The organism is Psychroserpens sp. (assembly GCF_047633235.1).
GTDB lineage: Bacteria > Bacteroidota > Bacteroidia > Flavobacteriales > Flavobacteriaceae > Psychroserpens.
The window spans coordinates 1-22,348 of the sequence record NZ_JBLIET010000010.1 but is presented as its reverse complement, the minus strand read 5'-3'; the positions used below and the strand labels follow the sequence as shown (position 1 = coordinate 22,348).

16 protein-coding genes and 1 pseudogene are annotated in these 22,348 nt (G+C 33.9%); 10 read left to right on the top strand and 7 right to left on the bottom strand.

The annotated features are described in order from the left end of the window. Positions 1–7 precede the first annotated feature (7 nt). A complete protein-coding gene (locus tag ACJAZK_RS04945) occupies positions 8–1,483 on the bottom strand; it encodes a helix-turn-helix domain-containing protein (RefSeq protein ID WP_415222900.1) in 1,476 nt (491 codons plus the stop codon). A 119-nt stretch (positions 1,484–1,602) separates the two neighbouring features. Here ACJAZK_RS04945 and aceB point away from each other — a divergent pair, with 119 nt between their 5' ends. Next, the gene (gene aceB, locus ACJAZK_RS04940) at positions 1,603–3,201 is read left to right on the top strand and encodes a malate synthase A (protein WP_415222899.1); all 1,599 of its coding nucleotides are present in this window, start codon (positions 1,603–1,605) and stop codon (positions 3,199–3,201) included. 84 nt (positions 3,202–3,285) lie between these two features. Further along, complete coding sequence (locus ACJAZK_RS04935; protein WP_415222898.1) at positions 3,286–4,917, top strand: isocitrate lyase; 1,632 nt, start codon at positions 3,286–3,288, stop codon at positions 4,915–4,917. Positions 4,918–5,009: 92 nt separating this feature from the next. On the opposite strand, the gene pyk is transcribed toward ACJAZK_RS04935, so the two are convergent. From pyk to ACJAZK_RS04910, 5 genes are all read right to left on the bottom strand, one after another. Continuing rightward, a complete protein-coding gene (pyk, locus tag ACJAZK_RS04930; RefSeq protein WP_415222897.1) occupies positions 5,010–6,452 on the bottom strand; it encodes a pyruvate kinase in 1,443 nt (480 codons plus the stop codon). After that, positions 6,452–6,934: an IPExxxVDY family protein gene (locus ACJAZK_RS04925; protein WP_415222896.1), complete on the bottom strand. Its 483-nt coding sequence runs from the start codon at positions 6,932–6,934 to the stop codon at positions 6,452–6,454. The genes pyk and ACJAZK_RS04925 overlap by 1 nt, the downstream gene beginning before the upstream one ends. A gap of 132 nt (positions 6,935–7,066) precedes the next feature. Then, the gene (rnc, locus tag ACJAZK_RS04920; protein WP_415222895.1) at positions 7,067–7,810 is read right to left on the bottom strand and encodes a ribonuclease III; all 744 of its coding nucleotides are present in this window, start codon (positions 7,808–7,810) and stop codon (positions 7,067–7,069) included. A gap of 7 nt (positions 7,811–7,817) precedes the next feature. Continuing rightward, positions 7,818–9,068 carry a beta-ketoacyl-ACP synthase II gene (fabF, locus tag ACJAZK_RS04915; protein WP_415222894.1) on the bottom strand — a complete coding sequence of 417 codons (1,251 nt, stop codon included), beginning with the start codon at positions 9,066–9,068 and terminating at the stop codon, positions 7,818–7,820. Between the two features lie 14 nt (positions 9,069–9,082). Next, positions 9,083–9,316 (bottom strand): acyl carrier protein, encoded by a 234-nt coding sequence (locus tag ACJAZK_RS04910; RefSeq protein ID WP_013869581.1) that lies wholly within the window; start codon positions 9,314–9,316, stop codon positions 9,083–9,085. Between the two features lie 273 nt (positions 9,317–9,589). On the opposite strand from ACJAZK_RS04910, the gene ACJAZK_RS04905 reads away from it, so the two are divergent. From ACJAZK_RS04905 to ACJAZK_RS04890, 4 genes are all read left to right on the top strand, one after another. Continuing rightward, positions 9,590–10,156, top strand: coding sequence for a phosphoribosylglycinamide formyltransferase (locus ACJAZK_RS04905; protein ID WP_415222949.1), 567 nt, complete (start codon positions 9,590–9,592; stop codon positions 10,154–10,156). Positions 10,157–10,379: 223 nt separating this feature from the next. Next, the gene (locus ACJAZK_RS04900; RefSeq protein WP_415222893.1) at positions 10,380–11,021 is read left to right on the top strand and encodes a viroplasmin family protein; all 642 of its coding nucleotides are present in this window, start codon (positions 10,380–10,382) and stop codon (positions 11,019–11,021) included. 55 nt (positions 11,022–11,076) lie between these two features. Continuing rightward, positions 11,077–12,003: a PfkB family carbohydrate kinase gene (locus tag ACJAZK_RS04895; RefSeq protein WP_415222892.1), complete on the top strand. Its 927-nt coding sequence runs from the start codon at positions 11,077–11,079 to the stop codon at positions 12,001–12,003. 91 nt (positions 12,004–12,094) lie between these two features. Then, the gene (locus ACJAZK_RS04890) at positions 12,095–13,993 is read left to right on the top strand and encodes an amidophosphoribosyltransferase (RefSeq protein ID WP_415222891.1); all 1,899 of its coding nucleotides are present in this window, start codon (positions 12,095–12,097) and stop codon (positions 13,991–13,993) included. A 573-nt stretch (positions 13,994–14,566) separates the two neighbouring features. On the opposite strand, the gene ACJAZK_RS04885 is transcribed toward ACJAZK_RS04890, so the two are convergent. Beyond that, on the bottom strand, positions 14,567–15,175 hold the full coding sequence (locus ACJAZK_RS04885; RefSeq protein ID WP_415222890.1) for a superoxide dismutase: 609 nt from the start codon (positions 15,173–15,175) through the stop codon (positions 14,567–14,569). Positions 15,176–15,386: 211 nt separating this feature from the next. Here ACJAZK_RS04885 and ACJAZK_RS04880 point away from each other — a divergent pair, with 211 nt between their 5' ends. The 4 genes and pseudogenes from ACJAZK_RS04880 to ACJAZK_RS04865 all read left to right on the top strand — a co-directional run. Further along, the gene (locus tag ACJAZK_RS04880; protein WP_415222889.1) at positions 15,387–18,548 is read left to right on the top strand and encodes a UvrD-helicase domain-containing protein; all 3,162 of its coding nucleotides are present in this window, start codon (positions 15,387–15,389) and stop codon (positions 18,546–18,548) included. 23 nt (positions 18,549–18,571) lie between these two features. Continuing rightward, positions 18,572–19,765 (top strand): glycine C-acetyltransferase, encoded by a 1,194-nt coding sequence (gene kbl, locus ACJAZK_RS04875; RefSeq protein WP_415222888.1) that lies wholly within the window; start codon positions 18,572–18,574, stop codon positions 19,763–19,765. A 124-nt stretch (positions 19,766–19,889) separates the two neighbouring features. Beyond that, a complete protein-coding gene (locus tag ACJAZK_RS04870) occupies positions 19,890–21,251 on the top strand; it encodes an OmpA family protein (protein ID WP_415222887.1) in 1,362 nt (453 codons plus the stop codon). Between the two features lie 70 nt (positions 21,252–21,321). Beyond that, positions 21,322–22,348, top strand: a pseudogene (locus ACJAZK_RS04865) (PD-(D/E)XK nuclease family protein); the annotation flags it as partial.

The following is a 22,348-nucleotide window of genomic DNA, read 5'->3' as shown; positions in this document are numbered from 1 at the left end:
TTATTTATTACTCGAATTGTTGATTTAACACTTCGACAATCTTTTCAATTTTTTTGTTTTTAGTAAGTTGATTTAAAACTAATGCTGGTGCTTGCCTCACCTCACACTCTTTTATAGAACAACGCTCACAGGTTACACCTACGTCTTGTCTTCTAATTGTTTTATCTTTTAAGAATTTTAGTTTGCGTTCTAATTGTTTATTAATCAACAACCCAATACTTATACTTCTATATTGATTGTCTTTAAAGGGATCTTTAGTGGCAGATGATAGTACTAAATACGTTGTATTCTCACCTTCGTAATTAGATATTTGAATATCAAATTCGTGAGTCTTTTTATTTTTGCTAATATCATTCAAAACATTTACAGATACCCAACGTCTGCAATAATGCTCGTTGGCTTCATTAGCACGAGGTGAATGCTGGTGTGATAAATGAAGCTCCTTTTTTAAATCAAATTTTTCACTATCTGCCTTGTGTGTAAACCTTAAAAAGAATAAATTTTGAATATTATACGCTTTAGGAAGAATATTGGTTAAGCGTTGATAGAATGATTCTGGTGACGCATTGAAAGCTTCCAACGTTTTAATAAATAAGGCTTCGTCAAAAGATTCTTTTTGAAAAATAGTCTCTAGTTGCACTGTCAATTCATCTTTAGGAATCATTAAAGCTCCAGCAAAATATGAGGCATAAAAATTATTAAGTACTTGATCAAAATTCTTAAATTTTATCCAAGGAAAAGTATATAATCGATCCTTAATATCTAAAAAATTATAAGCAATCTCTTTAGCATAAATGAAAGAACGTTGTGCTTCGTCTATCCCGTCAGCAAGTAATAGTGTTTTGGATTTAGGAACAAAAACAGAACGCAAACTCTCTAAAGATTCATATTTAATTAATTCAGAATTGTTAATACTATACCCATACTCTTCAATTAAAATCTCTTCCAAGTAATTTGAGGAAATATGTGTAGTTAAATCAACATGATAGGCTTTTGAGAACATTAAAACTTGCTGTTCTAAATCATCAAAATAATTATTATTTGCTTCTTGAAAAGAGCGTACCGAAGCTAAGAAAAAACTTTCTCTACTAAAGTTATAGTGCTGTGCAATTTCAATTATAGTACTAATAAATGCATTCACTTTTGCAGGCGCACTGGCTACAATATCTATTAAATTGGTCTCTTTAATACCAAACAAATCTAAAGGAATTTCCTTTAAAATTTTTGACTGTAATAGTGCTCCTATTGGCGCTAAATTTTTATCTAACTTTAAAGATACCATTTGATCATAAGGAACGTCAAGCTTATCCGAAAGCATTGCGATTTTATCAGGTTTTGGATATTTCTTCCCTTTTTCAATTTCGTTTAAATATGATTTTGATAAACCAGAAAGTTTTGACAAACCAAATAAAGATAACTTCTTTTCAGTCCTTATCTGCTTTAACTTTAACCCAAATATAAGTTTAATATACTCTTCTTCCATATTAGCAAATATAGGATATTTTGCGAAAACACCCTTTTAGCGAATATATATTTTTAGCGAACGTTCGCTAGGTTTTTTAAAATGTTTGTTTTATCATTGTAGAGTAAAATGATAATCCTATGGAAAACACACTATTAAAACTACCGAAAACACAATTCTCTAAAGAAGTTAAAAATTACTACCCAGAAATATTAACAGACAGCGCTTTAGCCTTTATAACTGCATTGCATGAAACGTTTAATTCAAAAAGGCTACAGTTAATTGATAGACGAGAACAAGAACAATTAGTTTTCGATGCTGGAAAATTCCCTGAATTCCCAAAAGAAACAAAACATATTAGAGATGGTAATTGGACCGCAGGAGACATTCCAAAAGACCTCCAAGATAGACGTGTAGAAATCACTGGACCTGTTAATAGAAAAATGATTATCAACGCTCTAAATTCTGGAGCTAAAACCTTTATGGCCGATTTAGAAGATAGTAATGCACCAACTTGGTCAAACATTATAGATGGTCAACAAAATCTATTAGATGCTAACAAGCAAACTATTTCATTATACGATTCTAAAAAAGATAAGTCGTATAAATTAAATACTAAAACAGCAGTTTTATTAGTGAGACCAAGAGGTTTGCATTTAAATGAAAAGCATATTATTATTAATAATGAAGACGCTTCGGGAAGTCTAGTAGATTTTGGTTTATATGTGTTTCATAATACCAAAACTATGATAGCACAAGGTACAGCTCCGTATTTTTATCTTCCAAAGTTAGAACATTACCTAGAGGCTCGCTGGTGGAACGCCGTTTTTACCTTTGCGCAAGACTATTTAAACGTGCCACAAGGAACTTTTAAAGCCACCGTTCTAATAGAAACCATTACTGCAAGCTTTCAATTAGACGAAATAATTTATGAGCTCAAAAATCATATTACTGGTTTGAACTGTGGACGTTGGGATTATATTTTCTCTTACATTAAAAAGTTTAGAAACCATCCAAACTTTGTAGTTCCTAATCGTGATCAAGTAACGATGACAACTCCTTTTATGGATGCCTACTCTAAGTTAGTTATTCAACGTTGCCACAAAAGAGGTATTCTAGCCATTGGTGGTATGGCTGCTCAAATTCCTATTAAAAATAACAATGCAGCAAATGCAATTGCATTAGAAAAAGTTCGAAAAGACAAAGAGCGAGAAGTAAAAAACGGTCATGATGGTACTTGGGTTGCACATCCAGATTTAGTAGCAGTTGCTATGAACGAATTTGACAAACACATGCCTACATCAAACCAATTACATGTCTTACGAAAAGATGTAAAAATAACAGAACAGGACTTAGTTGAAAGACCTTTAGGTACAGTAACAGAAGCTGGGATTAGAAAAAATATTAATGTTGGCGTTTTATATACCGAAGCGTGGTTAAGAGGTCATGGAGCTGTAGCGCTTTATAATTTAATGGAAGATGCTGCCACTGCCGAAATTTCAAGAACACAAGTCTGGCAATGGTTAAAAAATGAAGTCAAGCTGGAAGATGGTAGACTATTTACACAAGGTTTGTTTAATGAAATTTTTGATAATGAAGTTGAAAAAATCATTACAGAAGTTGGTCAAGACCACATTGTAAATACCAAATTTAAATTAGCAATAGAATTGTTTAATAAACTAGTAACTGCAGAGGATTTTGAAGAATTTTTAACGCTTCCAGCATACCAATATATATAAAAAAAATGTCTCGCAACTACTGGAATAGTTTGCGAGACTAACATATCAAAATCTCGAAAAATCTTAATAAGTAAACACAAAATTATGAAAAATATAGCACAAAGCAATTATAGTTCTGCTTTAGAAACAGTAAGAAATCTTAAAGCAAAGTATGGACACACTTGGAATACAATACAACCAGAGAGTGCGGCCAGAATGATTACTCAAAATCGTTTTAAAACAGGTTTAGATATCGCCAAATATACAGCTGCCATTATGAGAGAGGATATGGTAGCTTACGATGCAGACTCGTCAAACTATACCCAATCACTAGGTTGCTGGCATGGATTTGTGGCACAACAAAAAATGATTGCTGTAAAAAAACATCATAAAACGACAAATAAAAGATACTTATATCTTTCGGGTTGGATGGTTGCAGCATTACGCTCAGAATTTGGACCATTACCCGATCAATCTATGCACGAAAAAACGGCAGTACCCAATCTTATAGCAGAAATCTATGCCTTTTTACGTCAAGCAGATGCCGTAGAACTGAATGATTTATTCAAAAGATTAGAAAATGGCGAAGATATACAAGATCAGATTGATAATTATGAAACACACATTGTTCCTATTATAGCAGATATTGATGCCGGCTTTGGTAATGAAGAAGCGACCTATTTACTTACTAAAAAAATGATAGAAGCTGGCGCTTGCGCAATCCAAATTGAAAATCAAGTCTCTGATGCGAAGCAATGTGGACATCAAGACGGAAAAGTAACAGTTCCACATGAAGATTTTATAGCAAAACTAAATGCTATTCGATATGCATTTTTAGAATTAGGAATAGATGATGGAATTATAGTTGCTAGAACAGATTCTGAAGGTGCAGGTTTAACACAAAAATTACCTGTTAGTATAGAGCCTGGAGATTTAGCATCTCAATATTTAGCTTTTGTCGAAGCAGAGGAAATTGCTATTTGTGATGCTAGGGAAGACGATGTGCTTCTAAAAAGAGACGGAAGATTAGTTCGTCCTGTAAGATTACCAAACGGTTTATATAAGTTTAAAGAAGGTTCAAACATAGATCGTGTGGTGTTAGATTGTATTACTAGTCTTCAAAATGGTGCAGATTTATTATGGATCGAAACACCAACACCAAATGTGAAACAAATTGCACACATGGTAAATAGAGTAAGAGAAGTGGAGCCAAAAGCCAAATTAGTTTATAATAATTCACCCTCTTTTAATTGGACATTAAACTTTAGAAATCAAGTATTTGAAGACATGCTTGCAGAAGGAAAAAACATGACAGCCTATGACAAAAATAATTTAATGGATGCCCGATATGATGGTTCAGAACTATGCCTTCGCGCCGACGACAAAATTAGAACATTTCAAAAAGATGGCGCCAAAGAAGCTGGAATTTTTCATCACTTAATTACGTTGCCAACCTATCATACATCAGCTCTTCACATGGATGATTTGACTAAAGGTTATTTTGGAGAAGACGGCATGTTGGCTTATGTAAAAGATGTGCAAAGACAAGAAATACGAAAAAACGTTTCCTGTGTAAAACACCAAAGAATGGCTGGTTCAGATCTTGGTGATGATCATAAAACATTTTTTGCAGGAGAAAAAGCTTTAAAAGCTGGAGGGCAGAATAATACAAGTAATCAATTTGAAGCTAAGTTAAATAGGGTTGAAACTAAAAAGACATTAAGTATTGTTGCCTAGATCATGTAAACTAAAAAGTCATAAAAAAATGCGTTACACAAAATAGCTAACGCATTTTTTATTTCTATTACGATATCGAATAACTTAAGATATTAAAAACTACAACTCGTAATCTCTGTAACTCTTAGCGTATTTACCATTCCTTTTTCTTGAATAGGCATTGCTGCTAAACTAATTAACATATCACCTACTTCTAGGTAGCCTTTTTTACAGGCAATGGCATTTACATCTTCTAAAGTTTCGTCTGTACTTACAAATTTATCATAGTAAAAAGCTTCAACACCCCAAAGCAAACTCAACTGTGTTAAGATTCGCTTATTAGAGGTAAACACTAAGATATGAGCGCTTGGTCTCCAAGCCGATATTTGAAAGGCTGTATATCCTGAGTTTGTTAATGTAGAAATTGCTTTTGCCTTAATATCATTAGCCATATGTGCTGCGTGATAACAAATAGACTTTGTGATGTAACGCTTAGTTTTAATATGCGGTGGTGATTGTGGTACCTTAATCAAATCTGAGTCTTCAACACTTCTAATAATATTAGCCATTTGTGTGATCACTTGTACTGGATAGTTTCCAACTGATGTTTCTCCTGACAACATTACTGCATCTGCTCCATCCATTACCGAGTTAGCAACATCATTCACCTCTGCACGCGTTGGTGTCAAACTTGTAATCATTGTTTCCATCATTTGGGTTGCAATAATCACAGGAATTCTAGCCCGCTTAGCACGTAATACTAATTGCTTTTGCACTAAAGGCACTTCTTCTGCTGGAATCTCAACTCCTAAATCACCACGAGCAACCATTAATCCATCGCAGTAAGCAACAATCTTATCAATATTGGCTACCGCTTCTGGCTTTTCAATTTTTGCTATGATTGGGATTTTATGATCACTATGTTTTTTAATCAATTCTTCTAATTGCATTAAATCTTCTGCATGACGAACGAATGATAATGCCATCCAATCTACTTTAAGGCTACATGCAAAAATGGCATCTTCAATATCTTTCTCTGTTAATGCTGGTTGCGAGATATTCGTATTTGGAAGGTTGACTCCTTTTTTAGAACGTAGCGGTCCACCTTGAATAACGCGTGTTTTAACCTCAGATATGCCATCTGTAGAAACCACTTCAAAAATTAATTTACCGTCATCTAGAAGGACACGTTCTCCAGGATTTGCATCTTGTGGAAATTTATCATACGTCATATAGACACGATCCTTCGTGCCTTCAAAACGTTCTCCTGTAGCGAATATAATTTCATCACCTTCATTAACGATAACTTCACCTTTCATGACACCAACTCTCAATTTTGGCCCTTGAAGATCTGCAAGTATAGACGCATTGAAACCAAACTCTTCGTTTAATTCTCTAATCATTTTTACACGCTCTTCTACATCTTTATAATCTGCATGAGAAAAGTTAATTCTAAATACATTTACACCTTCTTCCAGCATCGCTTTAAGTACTTTTTTAGTACTCGTTGCTGGTCCTAGTGTAGCTACTATTTTTGTTTTTTTTCTTCTTTGCATTAGTCAAAAATTAAGTGTTCCTTAGATTTTAATTTCTCAATATCAACGCTGTATGTCGTTATGACTTGAGGTATTATTTGTATTTTATTTAAAATGAGTTTCTCATTAAAATGACGATCCTCAGTGGATACTTTTATGAGATAATCTACTGTTTTTAATTCTGGTAGTAAATTAACAGTTCTTGTTACTGTAGTTTGGTTATCAAATAAAAAGCCTGAGCTTTGTAATGCTGCTTCTTCTTTCTTGCATACGTTTGACACGAGATTCCAGACACTATCTATTTTTTCATTTTCCCACTCGAAAATCGAAAAAGAAGCATCAAAATAATTATAGTCTAAATCGTGCGCTTTACGTCGCAAATTAAGTCCTAAATACTTATTAAGAAGATAAGCTAAACGATAATCTTCAAGCTTGCAATGAATTGCTATAAGCGAGAAGGACGCATCATAAAAATCGTCAACGAGTAACTTGTGTAATGCCATAATGAATCATCTACAGGCCGTAAATATAGTATATTATAGGTATTAAAACATGAAGTTTTGGTTAATCTTAACGACGGGACATAGCGAAAACGTTGTAGTTGTAAAGAATTAGTTAAAGCGCCAACAGGTCATTTAAAACACTTTAGTTATTTGATTCTGAAATGCGAAAAAAGCACGCTTTGAGGCCTTTTCTTCCGCTTTCTTTTTGGAAGTTGCTCTAGCTTTTGCAACGACTTTATCATCTATTGAGAGCTTTACAGAGAAATGCTTTAATTCATCATTTCCTGTATCTTCATAAACATTGTAGTCAAAAGTTTTCTTTTCTTTTTGACACCATTCTATCAATAAACTCTTATAACTGATAACACGACCTTCTAAGGTTTCAATATCCACATGCGGTTTAATAACACGCTTATGAATAAATTTTTCACAAAAATGATAGCCTTTATCTAAATAAATGGCACCAACTAAAGACTCAAATAGATTTCCATGAATATTATTACCAAAATTAGATTTAGGAATTTTACTTTCTACCAAATCAATAAGTTTTAAATCCTTCCCTAATTCATTAAGATGTTCTCTGCTCACCACTTTAGATCTCATTTTGGTTAAATACCCTTCATCACCATGTGGTACTTCCTCAAATAAGTAAGCAGCAATTACAGCACTTAACATAGCGTCACCAACAAACTCTAACCGCTCATAATTTAATGCATTCCCTTTTTCGTCTCTTATATTCATAGAACGATGAGTAAAGGCCTTAAAGTACAGTGATTTGTTTTTGACCTTATAACCGAGAATATCGTTGAGTAATAAAAAAAAATTCCCGTCTTTAATAGAACGGGAATTTTTAAATATGTTACGAATGAAGCTCATTCGGGATTTAGTCTAATTTTTTGAATAATACACAGGCGTTGTGACCGCCAAATCCAAACGTATTACTCATAGCAACTTTAACGTCTCTTTTTTGTGCTTTATTTAATGTTAAATTAAGTTTAGGATCAATATTCTCGTCAACTACTTCGTGATTTATTGTTGGAGGCACTAAGCTATGTTCCATTGCTAAAATTGACGCAATAGCTTCTATAGCTCCAGCTGCTCCTAATAAATGTCCAGTCATAGACTTAGTAGAATTGATGTTAATATTTTTAGCATGGTCTCCAAACACTTCAGAAATCGCTTTAAGTTCAGCAACATCTCCAAGAGGTGTTGATGTTCCATGCGTGTTGATATGATCAACTTCTTCAGGTTTTATACCCGCATTTTCTAAACAATTTTTCATTACCGCAATAACACCTATACCATCAGGATGCGGCGCTGTCATGTGATATGCATCAGACGATAATCCGCCTCCTAACAATTCAGCATAAATTTTAGCTCCTCTTGCTTTTGCGTGCTCGTACTCTTCAAGAATAATAGCTCCAGCGCCTTCGCCTAAAACAAAACCATCTCTGGTCGCATCAAAAGGCCTAGAGGCTGTTTCTGGACTTTCATTTCTTGTAGATAGCGCATGCATAGCATTAAAACCACCCATCCCTGCAATAGTTACTGCTGCCTCACTCCCACCTGTTACAATCACATCGCAATGACCCAAACGAATCATATTTAATGAATCAAACATGGCGTTTGCCGAAGAGGCACATGCAGATACTGTTGTGTAATTAGGTCCCATGAATCCATGTTTTATAGATATGTTTCCTGGTGCAATGTCTGCAATCATTTTGGGAATAAAGAACGGATTAAATCTTGGTGTACCATCTCCAGCTGAAAAATTTAAAACTTCTTGCTGAAATGTTTCCAAGCCTCCAATTCCTGCTCCCCAAATAACACCTACTCGTAATTTGTCTATTTTATCTAGATTTAGCTTAGAATCTACAATAGCTTCATCTGAAGCTACCATGGCATACTGTGCGAATCTATCCATTTTACGAGCCTCTTTTCTATCAAAAAAGTCGGTAGCATTAAAGTTTTTTAATTCGCAAGCGAATTTTGTTTTGAACTTTTCAGTATCAAAATATGTTATAGGTGCAGCACCACTTTTACCACTTACAAGCGCATCCCAAAATTCATCTTTGGTATTACCAATGGGTGTAAGTGCTCCTAAACCAGTAACTACAACTCGCTTTAATTCCATAAATATTTATTGAATTATTTTGCTGCTTCTATGTAAGAGACCGCTTGACCAACTGTTGCAATATTTTCAGCTTGGTCGTCTGGGATTTGAATATCAAATTCTTTTTCAAATTCCATGATTAACTCGACAGTGTCTAATGAATCTGCTCCTAAATCGTTTGTGAAGCTCGCTTCAGTTACAACTTCGTTTTCATCAACTCCCAATTTGTCTACGATAATCGCTTTTACTCTTGATGCAATGTCTGACATAATTTTTTAATTTTAAATTTTAATTAGTTCGCAAAAATAAAAAAACTTTATTTCAATACACACCTTTAATTTAAAAATGTGATGGTAATTTAGTAAAATTACTTTGAAGAATTTATGTTTTACGTTCTATTTGTTAATTATTATTCTTTTTTTTGTTTTGAAAAACACTAACTACTTGTTTAAAATGAAATGAGCTTGAGATATTTTGCTTAACATTTAATAAATTCAATTAGCGAATTTCACCTGATAACCCTAAAAAATATAAACGTGCAGATAAAACGTATTGTCATTTTTGCGTCCGGAAGTGGAACTAATGCTGAAAATTTAATTACCTTTTTTCACAACAGAGAAAATGCTTCTGTTATTCTAGTGCTCAGTAACAATCCTCATGCCCAAGTACTAAAGCGTGCTAAAAAACTTAAAGTTAGTGCGCTATCATTCAATAAAATAGGATTTACAGGAACAGATGACGTTCTAAATATTTTAAAATCTGCACAACCAGATTTAATTGTACTCGCTGGTTTTTTATGGATGTTTCCGAAGAGAATTTTAAATGAATTCCCAAATAAAGTTATTAATGTACATCCTGCACTATTACCAAAATACGGAGGAAAAGGCATGTATGGCATGACTGTTCACGAAACTGTAGTTGCTAACAAAGAAACCGAAACTGGAATCACTATTCATTATGTGAACGAACATTATGATGAAGGTGCTATAATCTTTCAGTCGAAATGTGCAGTACTCAAAACCGATTCTGCTCAAGATGTTGCAGATAAAATTCATAATTTGGAAATGGAGCATTTTCCAAAGGTTGTTGACAAGCTTTTAAATAAGTAAGCGGTATCATTCAGAAGGAAGTGGGACTGAAGAATCTATTTACTTGACTAAGATAAAGGTTCTTCACTATCACTCTGAATGACAGAAATCTACTGCTTAGTATGATAAAGGGTTAAGCAGTACACCAAAAGAAAATTAGTACAACTGTCGCATAGAGCAGAGTCGAGATACCACAAGCTCCAAGACTAAAACAAACAGATATCTACCTTCGTGGGCACTAAGAATGAGTAAAAAGAAAAAAAAATACTACACCGTTTGGAAAGGACATCACGCAGGTGTTTTTGAATCCTGGAATGATTGTAAAGCACAAATCAAAAATTTTGAAGGTGCTCAATACAAATCTTTTGAAACGTTTGATGCTGCAAAAGAAGCCTTAAAAGGTAATTATTTTGATTACATAGGCAAAAACAAGTCCTTTGCTAGTGAGCTCACTAAAGAGCAACTCAAAAAGATTGGGAAACCTAATTTTAATTCTATTGCTGTTGATGCAGCATCTTCAGGTAATCCCGGTATTATGGAGTATCGTGGTGTGGATACTAAAACAAAAAAACAGCTTTTTATCCAAGGCCCTTTTACTCAAGGCACAAATAATTTAGGAGAATTTCTGGCATTAGTTCACGGATTAGGTTTTCTAAAAAAACACAGCAGCGACCGCATCTTATATACAGATTCAAGAACAGCCATGAGTTGGGTGCGAAAAAAATACTGTAACTCTAAGTTAGAACGCAGTGCAAAAAACAAACCCGTTTATGACCTCGTAGACCGTGCAGTACAATGGTTAAAAGAGAATGAGTACAAGACGACTATAGTAAAATGGGAAACAAAGGCTTGGGGAGAAATTCCTGCAGATTTTGGACGAAAATAAATTCGCCTTTTAGTTCTTAAAAACTGTATATTTGCAGCAAATTTTAAAACGCTTTATGAGCAAATTAGTTATAGTTGGTACAGTCGCTTTTGACGCTATTGAAACCCCATTTGGAAAAACAGACAAAATTCTCGGAGGAGCAGCAACCTATATCGGTTTATCTGCTTCAAACTTCGATGTTGACTCAGCAGTAGTATCTGTCGTTGGTGGCGATTTTCCGAAGGAATATTTAGACCTTTTATCCAACAAAAACGTCAATATAGACGGTATTGAAATTGTAGAAGATGGTAAAACATTTTTTTGGAGTGGTAAATATCATAACGATATGAATTCTCGTGATACCTTAGTAACAGAGTTAAATGTTTTAGAACATTTTAATCCTGTTGTACCTGACGTTTATAAAGAGGCAGATGTTGTAATGCTTGGAAATTTACATCCAATGGTACAACAAGGTGTATTAGACCAGATGAATAAAAAGCCAAAGTTGGCTATTTTAGATACTATGAATTTTTGGATGGATATCGCTTTAGACGATTTACATGCAGTCATAAAAAATGTCGATGTCATTACTATTAATGACGAAGAGGCTAGACAATTAACTGGAGAATACTCATTGGTTGTTGCTGCAAGAAAGATTCATGAAATGGGTCCTAAATATGTGGTCATTAAAAAAGGAGAACATGGTGCGTTATTATTTAATGATGGGCATATGTTTTATGCACCTGCTTTACCACTAGAGGAAGTTTTTGATCCTACGGGAGCAGGAGATACATTTGCTGGAGGATTTGCTGGTTATTTAGCAAAAACAGAAGATTACAGTTTTGAGAATATGAAAAACGCTGTCATCTATGGTTCTACTTTAGCATCGTTTTGTGTCGAAAAATTTGGTACAGAACGAATGCAGAGTTTAAGCAAAGGTGACATTGAGCATCGATTAAAAGACTTTAAAAAGCTAACACAATTCAATATTGAATTATCATAAACTAACGCGCTCAAAATTGAGTGCGTTTTTTTTATGCTAAATTTAGTTCATAATCTTTAATTTTAAAATACTTTAAAACAACAACACACCAATGAGCGATGCTTTAAAACATGAATGCGGAATTGCACTCATAAGACTCAAAAAACCATTAGAATTCTACAAAGAAAAATATGGAAGTGCATTTTACGGAGTAAACAAAATGTACCTCTTAATGGAAAAGCAGCATAATCGTGGACAAGATGGTGCTGGTTTTGCAAGTATTAAATTAGACACAAAACCCGGAGATCGTTATATTAGTCGTGTACGCTCAATCGCTCAACAACCTATTCAAGATATTTTTGCTCAAATCAATGAGCGTATTAATGAAGAGCTCACAGAGCATCCAGAATATCAAGACGATGTTGCGCTACAAAAACAACACATCCCCTATATTGGCGAACTTTTTTTAGGTCATGTTCGGTATGGCACTTTCGGTAAAAATAGTGTAGAAAGTGTTCATCCGTTTTTAAGACAAAATAATTGGATGCACAGAAACCTCATCGTTGCAGGTAACTTTAATATGACTAATGTTAATCACTTATTTGATGGTTTAGTAAAGTTGGGTCAGCATCCAAAAGAAAAGGCAGACACCGTTACTATTATGGAGAAGATTGGTCATTTCTTGGATGATGCCGTATCTAAAATTTATAAGAAATTAAAGAAAGAAGGTTATAACAAAAATGAATGTTCTCCACTAATTGCAGAGCGTTTGAATGTTGCTAAGATTTTAAAAAAAGCTGCTAAAAATTGGGATGGCGGTTATGCTATGGCTGGCTTATTAGGTCACGGTGATTCTTTTGTTTTACGTGATCCATCTGGTATCCGTCCAGCTTACTATTATGAAGATGATGAAGTTGTTGTGGTTGCCTCAGAACGCCCTGTAATACAGACTGTTTTTAATGTTGATTTTGAAGATGTTAAGGAGTTAGCTCCAGGTCACGCTATAATTACAAAAAAATCTGGTGAGGTTTCTATAGAACAAATATTGGAGCCACTAGAGCGTAAAGCATGTTCTTTTGAGCGCATTTATTTTTCCCGTGGAAGTGATGCTGAAATCTATCAGGAGCGAAAAACATTAGGGAAATTGTTAATGCCTAAAGTTCTGGAAGCCATTGATGGTGATACAAAAAACTCCGTGTTTTCATATATTCCGAATACTGCGGAAACGTCTTTCTTCGGAATGATTGAAACTGTAGAACAACATCTTAATGAGCGCAAAACGAGAACTATCTTGGATGGTGGCGGAAAACTTTCCGCAGAAACAGTTACAGAGATCCTATCTGAAAGACCTCGAATTGAAAAAATCGCAATTAAAGATGTTAAACTTAGAACCTTTATTACAGAAGATAGTAGTCGGGATGATTTAGTTGCTCACGTTTATGACGTGACTTATGGTGTCATTAAACCAACAGATAATCTTGTCATTATTGATGACAGTATTGTGAGAGGTACAACACTCAAAATGAGTATTATTAAGATGATGGATCGTTTGAATCCAAAGCAAATTGTGGTCGTATCCTCTGCTCCTCAAATTCGGTATCCAGATTGTTATGGTATTGATATGGCAAATCTAGAAAGTTTAATTGCGTTTAGAGCAATGTTGGCATTATTAAAAGAGACTAACAATTATTATTTAATTGAGGAAGTGTATCACAAATGTAAAGCGCAATTAACTCTAAAAGATAAAGAAGTAAAAAATTATGTAAAGGACTTATATCGTCAATTTACAGCAGATGAAATATCAGCTAAGATTGCTGAGTTAATTTCAGATCCATCAATAAAGGCAAAAGTAAAAACTATTTTTCAACCTATTGAAAATTTACATAAGGCGTGTCCAAAAAATCTAGGGGATTGGTATTTTACCGGTAATTATCCCACTCCTGGTGGTAACCGTGTGGTTAACAGAGCTTTTATTAATTTTTATGAAGGAAATAAAGAGAGAGCTTACTAGATAAAAAACATAAAATTGTCACTTTATCTAGGATATTATCATTTTTGTCCGATAAAAATGCATTTCGTCTAATATTTAGCAACGAATCTCAAAATAACACATACATTGGTCTCACCATAACATAAGTAGGTTAAGTTCATGGTAGATTTGGGGCAAAAAAAGGTGAACATCTGTTCACCTTTTTTTATGGATATATACGAACAACTCACGAGCCTCAATTTTTTCTGCAAAACCTTTTTAGATTATTCTACGTAACAGACAATTCACAAATAGTCATAACGGTATCAATGTATATTCTTATAACGCATATTACCCAAAGAAAACGCTCATTTTCTCGTTTAAGCCAATTTATTCGTCGTTGGTCTAAAAAATTAAACTATTCATTAAAAGTCCACTTATATTTGTTGAACCATAACATAAGTAGGTTAAGTTTATGGTAGATTTGGGGCAAAAAAGGTGAACTCTCGTTCACCTTTTTTCATTTTTAATTCACTCCTAATTCTTCTCTATTTCCGAAGCATAAAAAAAGCAAACCCAAATGAGTTTGCTTTCTTAATGTTTATGTTATTGCGACTATTTAGCTTCTGCGTAACGTCTTTCAATTTCATTCCAATTGATTACCTTAAAGAACGCTTCAATATAATCTGGTCGTCTATTTTGATAGTTTAAGTAGTAAGCATGCTCCCAAACATCTAATCCTAAAATTGGTGTTCCTCCGCATGTTACTCCTGGCATTAATGGATTATCTTGATTTGGTGTTGAACACACCTCAACTTTTCCTCCTTTATGAACACATAACCAAGCCCATCCAGACCCAAATTGTGTTGCTGCAGCTTTACTAAAAGCCTCCATAAAAGCTTCTTTAGAACCAAAAGCGGCATCAATTGCATCTTTTAAATCACCAGAAAGATAGCCTCTATCCTCTGGATTCATTACGTCCCAGAATAAAGAATGATTATAAAAACCACCTCCATTATTTCTAACTGCCTTATTGTCCATATCAAGATTATCTAAGATATTCTCAATACTCTTCCCTTCATGAGCCGTTCCTTCGATAGCGTCATTTAGCTTATTTGTATAACCTTGGTGATGTTTGGTATGATGTATTTCCATTGTACGAGCATCGATGTTTGGTTCTAACGCGTCGTATGCATATTTTAATTTCGGTAATTCGAAAGCCATAATAGTATAGATTTTTAATTTAATTGTTCATTCTCTCAAACTTAAGCAAAAAACACCGAATTCTAAAATTATAAAGCTTACATAAACCATTACTTATGAAAATTTTAACGTTATTAAAAGACTGTTTTGGTTCTGATAATTACTTCTTAAATACTATCGAGAAAATGACGGTAAAAGAAATGGGTTTTTTATCTTGTATAAAATTTTAGCTGTGAGTCAACTTTCAAGTTTTACAATTTACAATGCGTCCGCAGGAAGCGGGAAAACCTATGCACTTGTAAAAGATTATCTCCGCCTTTTATTTCAATCTAAAAGTAAATTAACATTCAGAAATATTTTAGCACTAACGTTCACCAACAAGGCTGTTGGCGAAATGAAAGAGCGTATTATTGATATGCTTAAAACGTTTTCCGAAGAAAAAATAATTGATAATCCAAACGACATGTTTAGAGATTTAGCAAAGGAACTCGCTATCTCTCCAAAAGATCTTCATTATAAATCAAAAAAATTACTCGAAACTATTGTGCATAATTACGCAGCTTTTGATATTTCTACAATAGATAAGTTTAATCATAAACTCATTAGGACTTTTGCTTTTGATCTTAAGCTACCCGTAAATTTTGAGGTTGAATTAGATACCTCTTCAATTTTAAGCAAAGCAGTTGATAAACTTATTGACAAAGCTGGCAGTGATGACGAGCTTACCAAAGTGTTGGTCGATTTTGCTATTGAAAAAACTGATGACGATAAAAGCTGGGATATTTCTTATGATTTTAATGCCATAGCGCAGCTCTTGGTTAAAGAAAATGATCTTAAATATCTAAATGATCTTAAGGATAAGTCTTTAAGTGATTTTAAAGGTTTAAAAAGCATTCTACAAAAGCAAAATAAGGATATTGAAAGTCAAATTGTAAGTCTAGCAGAAACTTCATTGTCTTTAATAGATACCAATGGATTAGAGGCTGAAGATTTTAGTAGAAAAACTCTGCCTAACCACTTCATAAAAGCCAGTAGCTTAAATTTATCTGGGCTTTATGACAATAAATTACAAGAAAATTTAGCGAATAACACTTCTATTTATAACAAAACCCTAGATGCTAATAAAGCACTAATAATAGATGGTCTGTTACCAGAAATTGAAACTAACTACCTCACGATTAAAAGATTCGTTTTCACCTCTAAATTTTTAAATAATGCTTTAAAAAATATAACGCCTTTATCTGTTCTAAGCGCTATAAGTAGAACTCTTCAAGACATAAAAGATGAGGATGATATTTTACTAATATCTGAGTTTAATGCCATTATCAATACTGAAATAAAAGAGCAGCCTGCACCTTACATATACGAACGTATTGGAGAAAAATTTAAACATTATTTTATTGATGAGTTTCAGGATACCTCTGAATTGCAGTGGGAGAACCTAATTCCGTTAATAAATAATGTGGTTTCTGGAGAAAATCTAAAAGGCGAAACTGGCACTGCGATGTTGGTTGGTGATGCAAAACAGGCAATTTACAGATGGCGAGGTGGACGTGCAGAGCAGTTTATAAATCTCTATAATGAAGACACAAAGCCACTTGCGATAGAACAAGTTATTAAAAACCTTCCTGATAATTATCGAAGTCATAAAACCATTGTGGAATTTAACAACAGCTTTTTCAATCATATTGCTGATGTATCATTTACAAACCCAAAGCATCAGCATATATTTAAGAATGCATCACAAAATGTAATCATTGATAAAACAGGCTATGTAGAATTATCCTTTTTAAACGCCCAAGATGAAGATAAAAACGATTTACAATGTGAAGCTGTTTTAAAAACCATAAAAAAAGCAGAAAGTACAGGTTTTAAAAGAAAAGACATTTGCATTATTGTTAGAAAAAAGAAAGAAGGCTTTGCAATTGCAGAGTTTTTAAGTGATTTGAATATTGATATTATTTCTTCGGAAAGTTTACTCATAAAGAATTCTCCAGAAGTACAATTTATAAGTCAGCTTATCACATTGAGTTTGCAACCTCAAAACGATGCTATAAAAGCTGACCTTTTAAATTATATAACCGAAAATAAATTGCAACTTGAAGATACACACACCTTTTATGAAGGTCTTGTGCATTTAAACACTAATTCCTTTTTTGAAAAACTAAATGGTTTTGGATTTGATTTTAACTACCACGAGTTTTTACAACTCCCCATTTATGAAGCCACAGAAAGTATTATTAGAGGATTTGAATTAAATAAAATATCCAACGCATATTTACAGTTCTATTTAGACGAAGTTTTTGATTACTCCCAAAAATACAATGCTAGTTTTCAAGGATTGTTGGACTATTGGGAACGTAAAAAAAACCAATTGAGTATTGTGTCGCCTTCTGGAAAAAATGCCATACAGATTATGACCATCCATAAATCTAAGGGGTTGGAGTTCCCCGTAGTTATCTTCCCATATGCTAATCAAGATATCTACTTTGATATGAATCCTAAAATATGGTTTCCTGTAGATAAGGAAAAATTTAATGGGTTCTCTAACTTATATATCAACATGAATAAGGATCTGGAGTCCTTTAATGACTTGGGAGCTGAAATGTACAGCAATTATCGCTCGCAATTAGAACTAGATAGTTTAAACCTTCTATATGTTGTTCTGACAAGAGCTGCTGAGCAATTATATATCATTTCAGAGTATGATCTAGACAAAAAAACTAACGGTGAAAAACTAACGCACTACTCAGGACTATTCATTAATTACCTCAAAGCCATTGGCAAGTGGAGTGATAGCGAATTGGAATATAGCTTTGGTGAAAACAGAAAAACTTCCGAAGAAAAAGTAAAAGAAGAACAGCGTATTATAATCGAACAAGGCCAATTGATTTCAACTAGAAAAGAAGATCATAACCTGAATATTATTACAAATTCTGCCTACTTATGGGACACAGCTCAAGAAAAAGCAATTGAGCGTGGAGATCTTGTACATCATATTATGGCTCTTATTAAAACACCACTTGATGTGGTATTTGCACTAGAGCATTTTCTAAGTTCAGGGGTTATTAATTCGGCTCAATATGACGAGCTTCAAGATATTATAAATCGTATTGTAAACCACAAACAACTGGAGTCTTACTTTGATGATCATAATAGTATATATAATGAACAGGATATCATCTCTAAAAACGGAAAACTATTCAGACCTGACCGAGTTGTCGTTAATGCTAAAAATCAAGCGACAATAATAGATTACAAAACAGGGTTACAAGATTCAAAACATAAAGAGCAACTATTTGATTATCAATATATATTAGAAGAAATGAATTTTGAAGTTATAAATAAAGTCCTTATTTACATTAACGACGATATTGTGATAAAAGAATTTTAAATTTGTAAAAAATTAAATTAACTATGTACGGAAAAATCCAACAGCACCTAGAAAACGAGATAGAATCTATAAAAAATGACGGTCTATTTAAGGAAGAGCGAATAATTACGTCTCCCCAAGGTGCAGAGATAAGTTTGTCTACAGGACAAACAGTTTTAAACTTTTGCTCAAACAATTACCTGGGCTTGTCTTCTCACCCAGAGGTTATTCAAGCAGCCAAAGATGCTATGGATACGCATGGGTTTGGAATGTCATCTGTTCGTTTTATCTGCGGAACACAAGATATCCATAAAGAACTAGAACAAAAAATTGCAGATTTCTACGGAACAGAAGACACCATATTATATGCCGCAGCTTTTGATGCCAATGGAGGCGTTTTTGAACCTTTATTAGGAAAGGAAGATGCCATAATCTCAGATTCTTTAAATCATGCGTCAATTATTGATGGTGTGCGCTTGTGTAAAGCAGCTCGTTATCGCTATGCTAATAATAACATGCCAGATTTAGAGCAGCAACTTATAGCTGCTAATGACAATGGTGCAAGATTTAAGATTATTGTAACCGATGGTGTGTTTTCTATGGATGGCTCAGTTGCGCCATTAGACGACATCTGTGACTTAGCCGATAAGTACGATGCACTCGTGATGATAGATGAATGTCACGCTACAGGTTTTATAGGAAAGACAGGTCGAGGTACCCTTGAAGAAAAAGGTGTTTTAGGTCGTATTGATATCATTACAGGTACTCTTGGTAAAGCGATGGGTGGCGCAATGGGCGGCTACACAACTGCTAAAAAAGAAGTTATTGAAATATTACGCCAAAGATCTAGACCTTATTTGTTTTCAAATTCGTTAGCTCCTGCCCTTGTAGGTGCTTCAATAAAAGTTTTTGAAATGCTGGCTAATGATACCTCCCTGAGAGATACTTTAGAAAGCAACACAAGCTATTTCAAAAAAGGAATGATGGCTGCTGGTTTTGATATTATAGACGGTGATTCTGCTATTGTACCTGTTATGTTATATGATGCAAAACTGTCTCAAACTATGGCTAAAATGTTGTTGGCAGAAGGGATATATGTTATTGGTTTCTTTTTTCCTGTTGTACCGAGAGATAAAGCAAGAATAAGAGTACAGCTATCTGCTGCGCATACAAAATCTCATTTAGACAAGGCAATTACTGCATTTATCAAAGTAGGGAAATCATTAAAGGTTATTTAAAATTATTCCAAACTCCCTATTTTTAGTGCAAACAATCAATATTTTTATATATTTGTCTTTGTTAATAAAATTTAACAACTTACTTTTGTGATTAATTAACACTTAAAATTAAATTATTTTGAATATGAAAAATCTTAGCAGATTATTTTTTGTTTTGTTGCTAGTACTTAGCTTCAATGCAAATGCACAAGATAGTAACAATCCTTGGAAGTTTACTCTTGGCGCTAATGCAATTGATCTTTATCCTGTCGGAGAAGATGCTCCTCGTGGTGAGTTATTTGATGAATTCTTCAATGCTACAGATCACTGGAATATGTTACCTTCATTGTCATCTCTTTCTGTATCGAGATACATAGAAAGCGGGTTTACATTTACTGCAGCAGGATCTATAAACGAAATTAGCAAGATTGGAGATTCTAGTGCTGATGATTTATCTTACTACGCCTTAGATGGTGCTGTTTCTTACAGTTTCCAAGATGCTATCAAGAAAAATGGCTGGCTAGATCCTTATTTAGGAGTTGGTGGTGGTTACACTTGGGTTGATGATATTGGTGCTGGTACTTTGAATGGTACATTCGGTATTAATTTTTGGTTTTCTGAAAACATAGGCCTTACGGCTCAAACGTCATACAAACATGCTTTTGAAGATTACCTTCCTACGCACTGGCAACACACTCTTGGTCTAGCTATCAAATTTGGTGGTAAAGATACAGATGGCGACGGTGTATACGACAAAGATGATGCTTGTCCAGATGTTCCTGGTTTAGAGGCTTTCAACGGTTGTCCTGATTCTGATAACGATGGTATCGAAGATTCTAAAGATGATTGTCCTAACCAAGCTGGTTTAGCTGAGTTCAACGGTTGTCCTGATGGAGATAGTGATGGTATTGCTGATAAAGATGATGCTTGTCCTACTGTAGCTGGTTTAAAAGCTTTAGCTGGATGTCCTGATGCTGATGCTGATGGAGTAGCTGATAAAGATGATTCATGTCCTAACGAAAAAGGTCCTTCTGCTAACAAAGGATGTCCTTGGCCTGATACAGATGGTGATGGAATTTTAGACAAAGATGATAAATGTCCTAACGAAGCTGGTACTGTTGCTAACAATGGTTGTCCAGAAGTTATGCCTACTCCAGAAGTAGTAAAGGCATTAAATACATATGCAAGATCTATCTTGTTTGAAACTGGTAAAGCTTCTTTCCAAAAAGAAACTGATAACATTTTACAAGCAATGGTTGTAATCTTTAAAGAATATCCTCAAGCAGATTTCGCAATAGAAGGTCATACTGACAGCGTAGGTTCTAAGTCTACTAATGAAGCTTTATCTGGTAGAAGAGCAAACGCAGTTAGAGATTACTTAATCACTAAAGGAATTAATGCAGATAGATTAACTGCAAATGGTTTTGGTGAAGAATTCCCAATCGCTTCTAACAAAACTAGAAACGGTAGAAAGGAAAACAGACGTGTTGAAGTAAAGCTTAAATAAGTTTCACATTCACAACATAAATAAATAAATAAAACGCTCCGATATTCGGAGCGTTTTTTATTTTTATACTATGAGAACATTCATAGATGACGTAATTACAGATTTAATAGAAAGAGAACATGATCTATCTCAATTAACATTTGTATTGCCTAGCAAACGTGCAGGCACATTTTTAAAGGAGGCCATCTCCAAGCATATTAAAAAGACTATATTTTCTCCTAAAATAGTCTCTATTGAAGAATTTGTTGAGACGCTTTCAGGTTATCAATATGCGACCAATGCTGAGTTGCTTTTTGAATTCTACGATGTTTATAGTAAATGCACTCCTAAAGAACATATAGAATCTTTCGATAAGTTTTCTAAATGGGCACAAATACTACTCCAAGACTTCAATGAATTAGATCGTTATTTAATTGAATCCAATAAAGTATTTGATTATTTGACAGCCATCAAAGAAATTGAAAATCACCATTGGTCGCTGGAAGAGCAGCCTACGCAATACATAAAAAATTATCTTCAGTTCTGGAATCGCTTAAAAAACTACTACGCTAATTTTCAAAAACAACTTCGCGATAAGAGAAAAGGATATCAAGGTTTAATATATAAGGAAGCCGTTAATAATATTAAACACTACATCACATTAAATAAGAATGAAACATTTGTTTTTGTTGGTTTTAATGCACTCAATAAAGCAGAAGAGATTATCATACAGGCCTTATTAGAAGAAGATCTCGCGCTTATATATTGGGATATAGATGAAACCTTTATTGAAAACCCCATTCATGACGCAGGCTTGTTTACAAGAGCTCATAAAAAGGACTGGTCTTATTTTAATACCCACGAATTTAATTGGATCACAACACATTATTCCAAAGAAAAAAACATTAAAATTATTGGTGCTCCCAAAAATATAAGTCAAATCAAATATGTAGGAGAGCTTTTAGAAAAGATTCATGATGAAAAACAAAACCTCCAAGATACCGCAGTTATACTAGGGGATGAAACCCTACTTATACCGTTACTTAACTCTATTCCTAAATCTATAAAAACAATTAATATTACAATGGGGTTGCCGCTAAAAGTAATTCCGTTAGCCT

Bases quoted from the DNA above. Each gene is read 5' to 3' on its own strand.
- ACJAZK_RS04945 (WP_415222900.1), bottom strand. From the start codon at position 1,483: ATGGAAGAAGAGTATATTAAACTTATATTTGGGTTAAAGTTAAAGCAG.
- aceB (WP_415222899.1), top strand. From the start codon at position 1,603: ATGGAAAACACACTATTAAAACTACCGAAAACACAATTCTCTAAAGAA.
- ACJAZK_RS04935 (WP_415222898.1), top strand. From the start codon at position 3,286: ATGAAAAATATAGCACAAAGCAATTATAGTTCTGCTTTAGAAACAGTA.
- pyk (WP_415222897.1), bottom strand. From the start codon at position 6,452: ATGCAAAGAAGAAAAAAAACAAAAATAGTAGCTACACTAGGACCAGCA.
- ACJAZK_RS04925 (WP_415222896.1), bottom strand. From the start codon at position 6,934: ATGGCATTACACAAGTTACTCGTTGACGATTTTTATGATGCGTCCTTC.
- rnc (WP_415222895.1), bottom strand. From the start codon at position 7,810: ATGAGCTTCATTCGTAACATATTTAAAAATTCCCGTTCTATTAAAGAC.
- fabF (WP_415222894.1), bottom strand. From the start codon at position 9,068: ATGGAATTAAAGCGAGTTGTAGTTACTGGTTTAGGAGCACTTACACCC.
- ACJAZK_RS04910 (WP_013869581.1), bottom strand. From the start codon at position 9,316: ATGTCAGACATTGCATCAAGAGTAAAAGCGATTATCGTAGACAAATTG.
- ACJAZK_RS04900 (WP_415222893.1), top strand. From the start codon at position 10,380: ATGAGTAAAAAGAAAAAAAAATACTACACCGTTTGGAAAGGACATCAC.
- ACJAZK_RS04895 (WP_415222892.1), top strand. From the start codon at position 11,077: ATGAGCAAATTAGTTATAGTTGGTACAGTCGCTTTTGACGCTATTGAA.
- ACJAZK_RS04890 (WP_415222891.1), top strand. From the start codon at position 12,095: ATGAGCGATGCTTTAAAACATGAATGCGGAATTGCACTCATAAGACTC.
- ACJAZK_RS04885 (WP_415222890.1), bottom strand. From the start codon at position 15,175: ATGGCTTTCGAATTACCGAAATTAAAATATGCATACGACGCGTTAGAA.
- kbl (WP_415222888.1), top strand. From the start codon at position 18,572: ATGTACGGAAAAATCCAACAGCACCTAGAAAACGAGATAGAATCTATA.
- ACJAZK_RS04870 (WP_415222887.1), top strand. From the start codon at position 19,890: ATGAAAAATCTTAGCAGATTATTTTTTGTTTTGTTGCTAGTACTTAGC.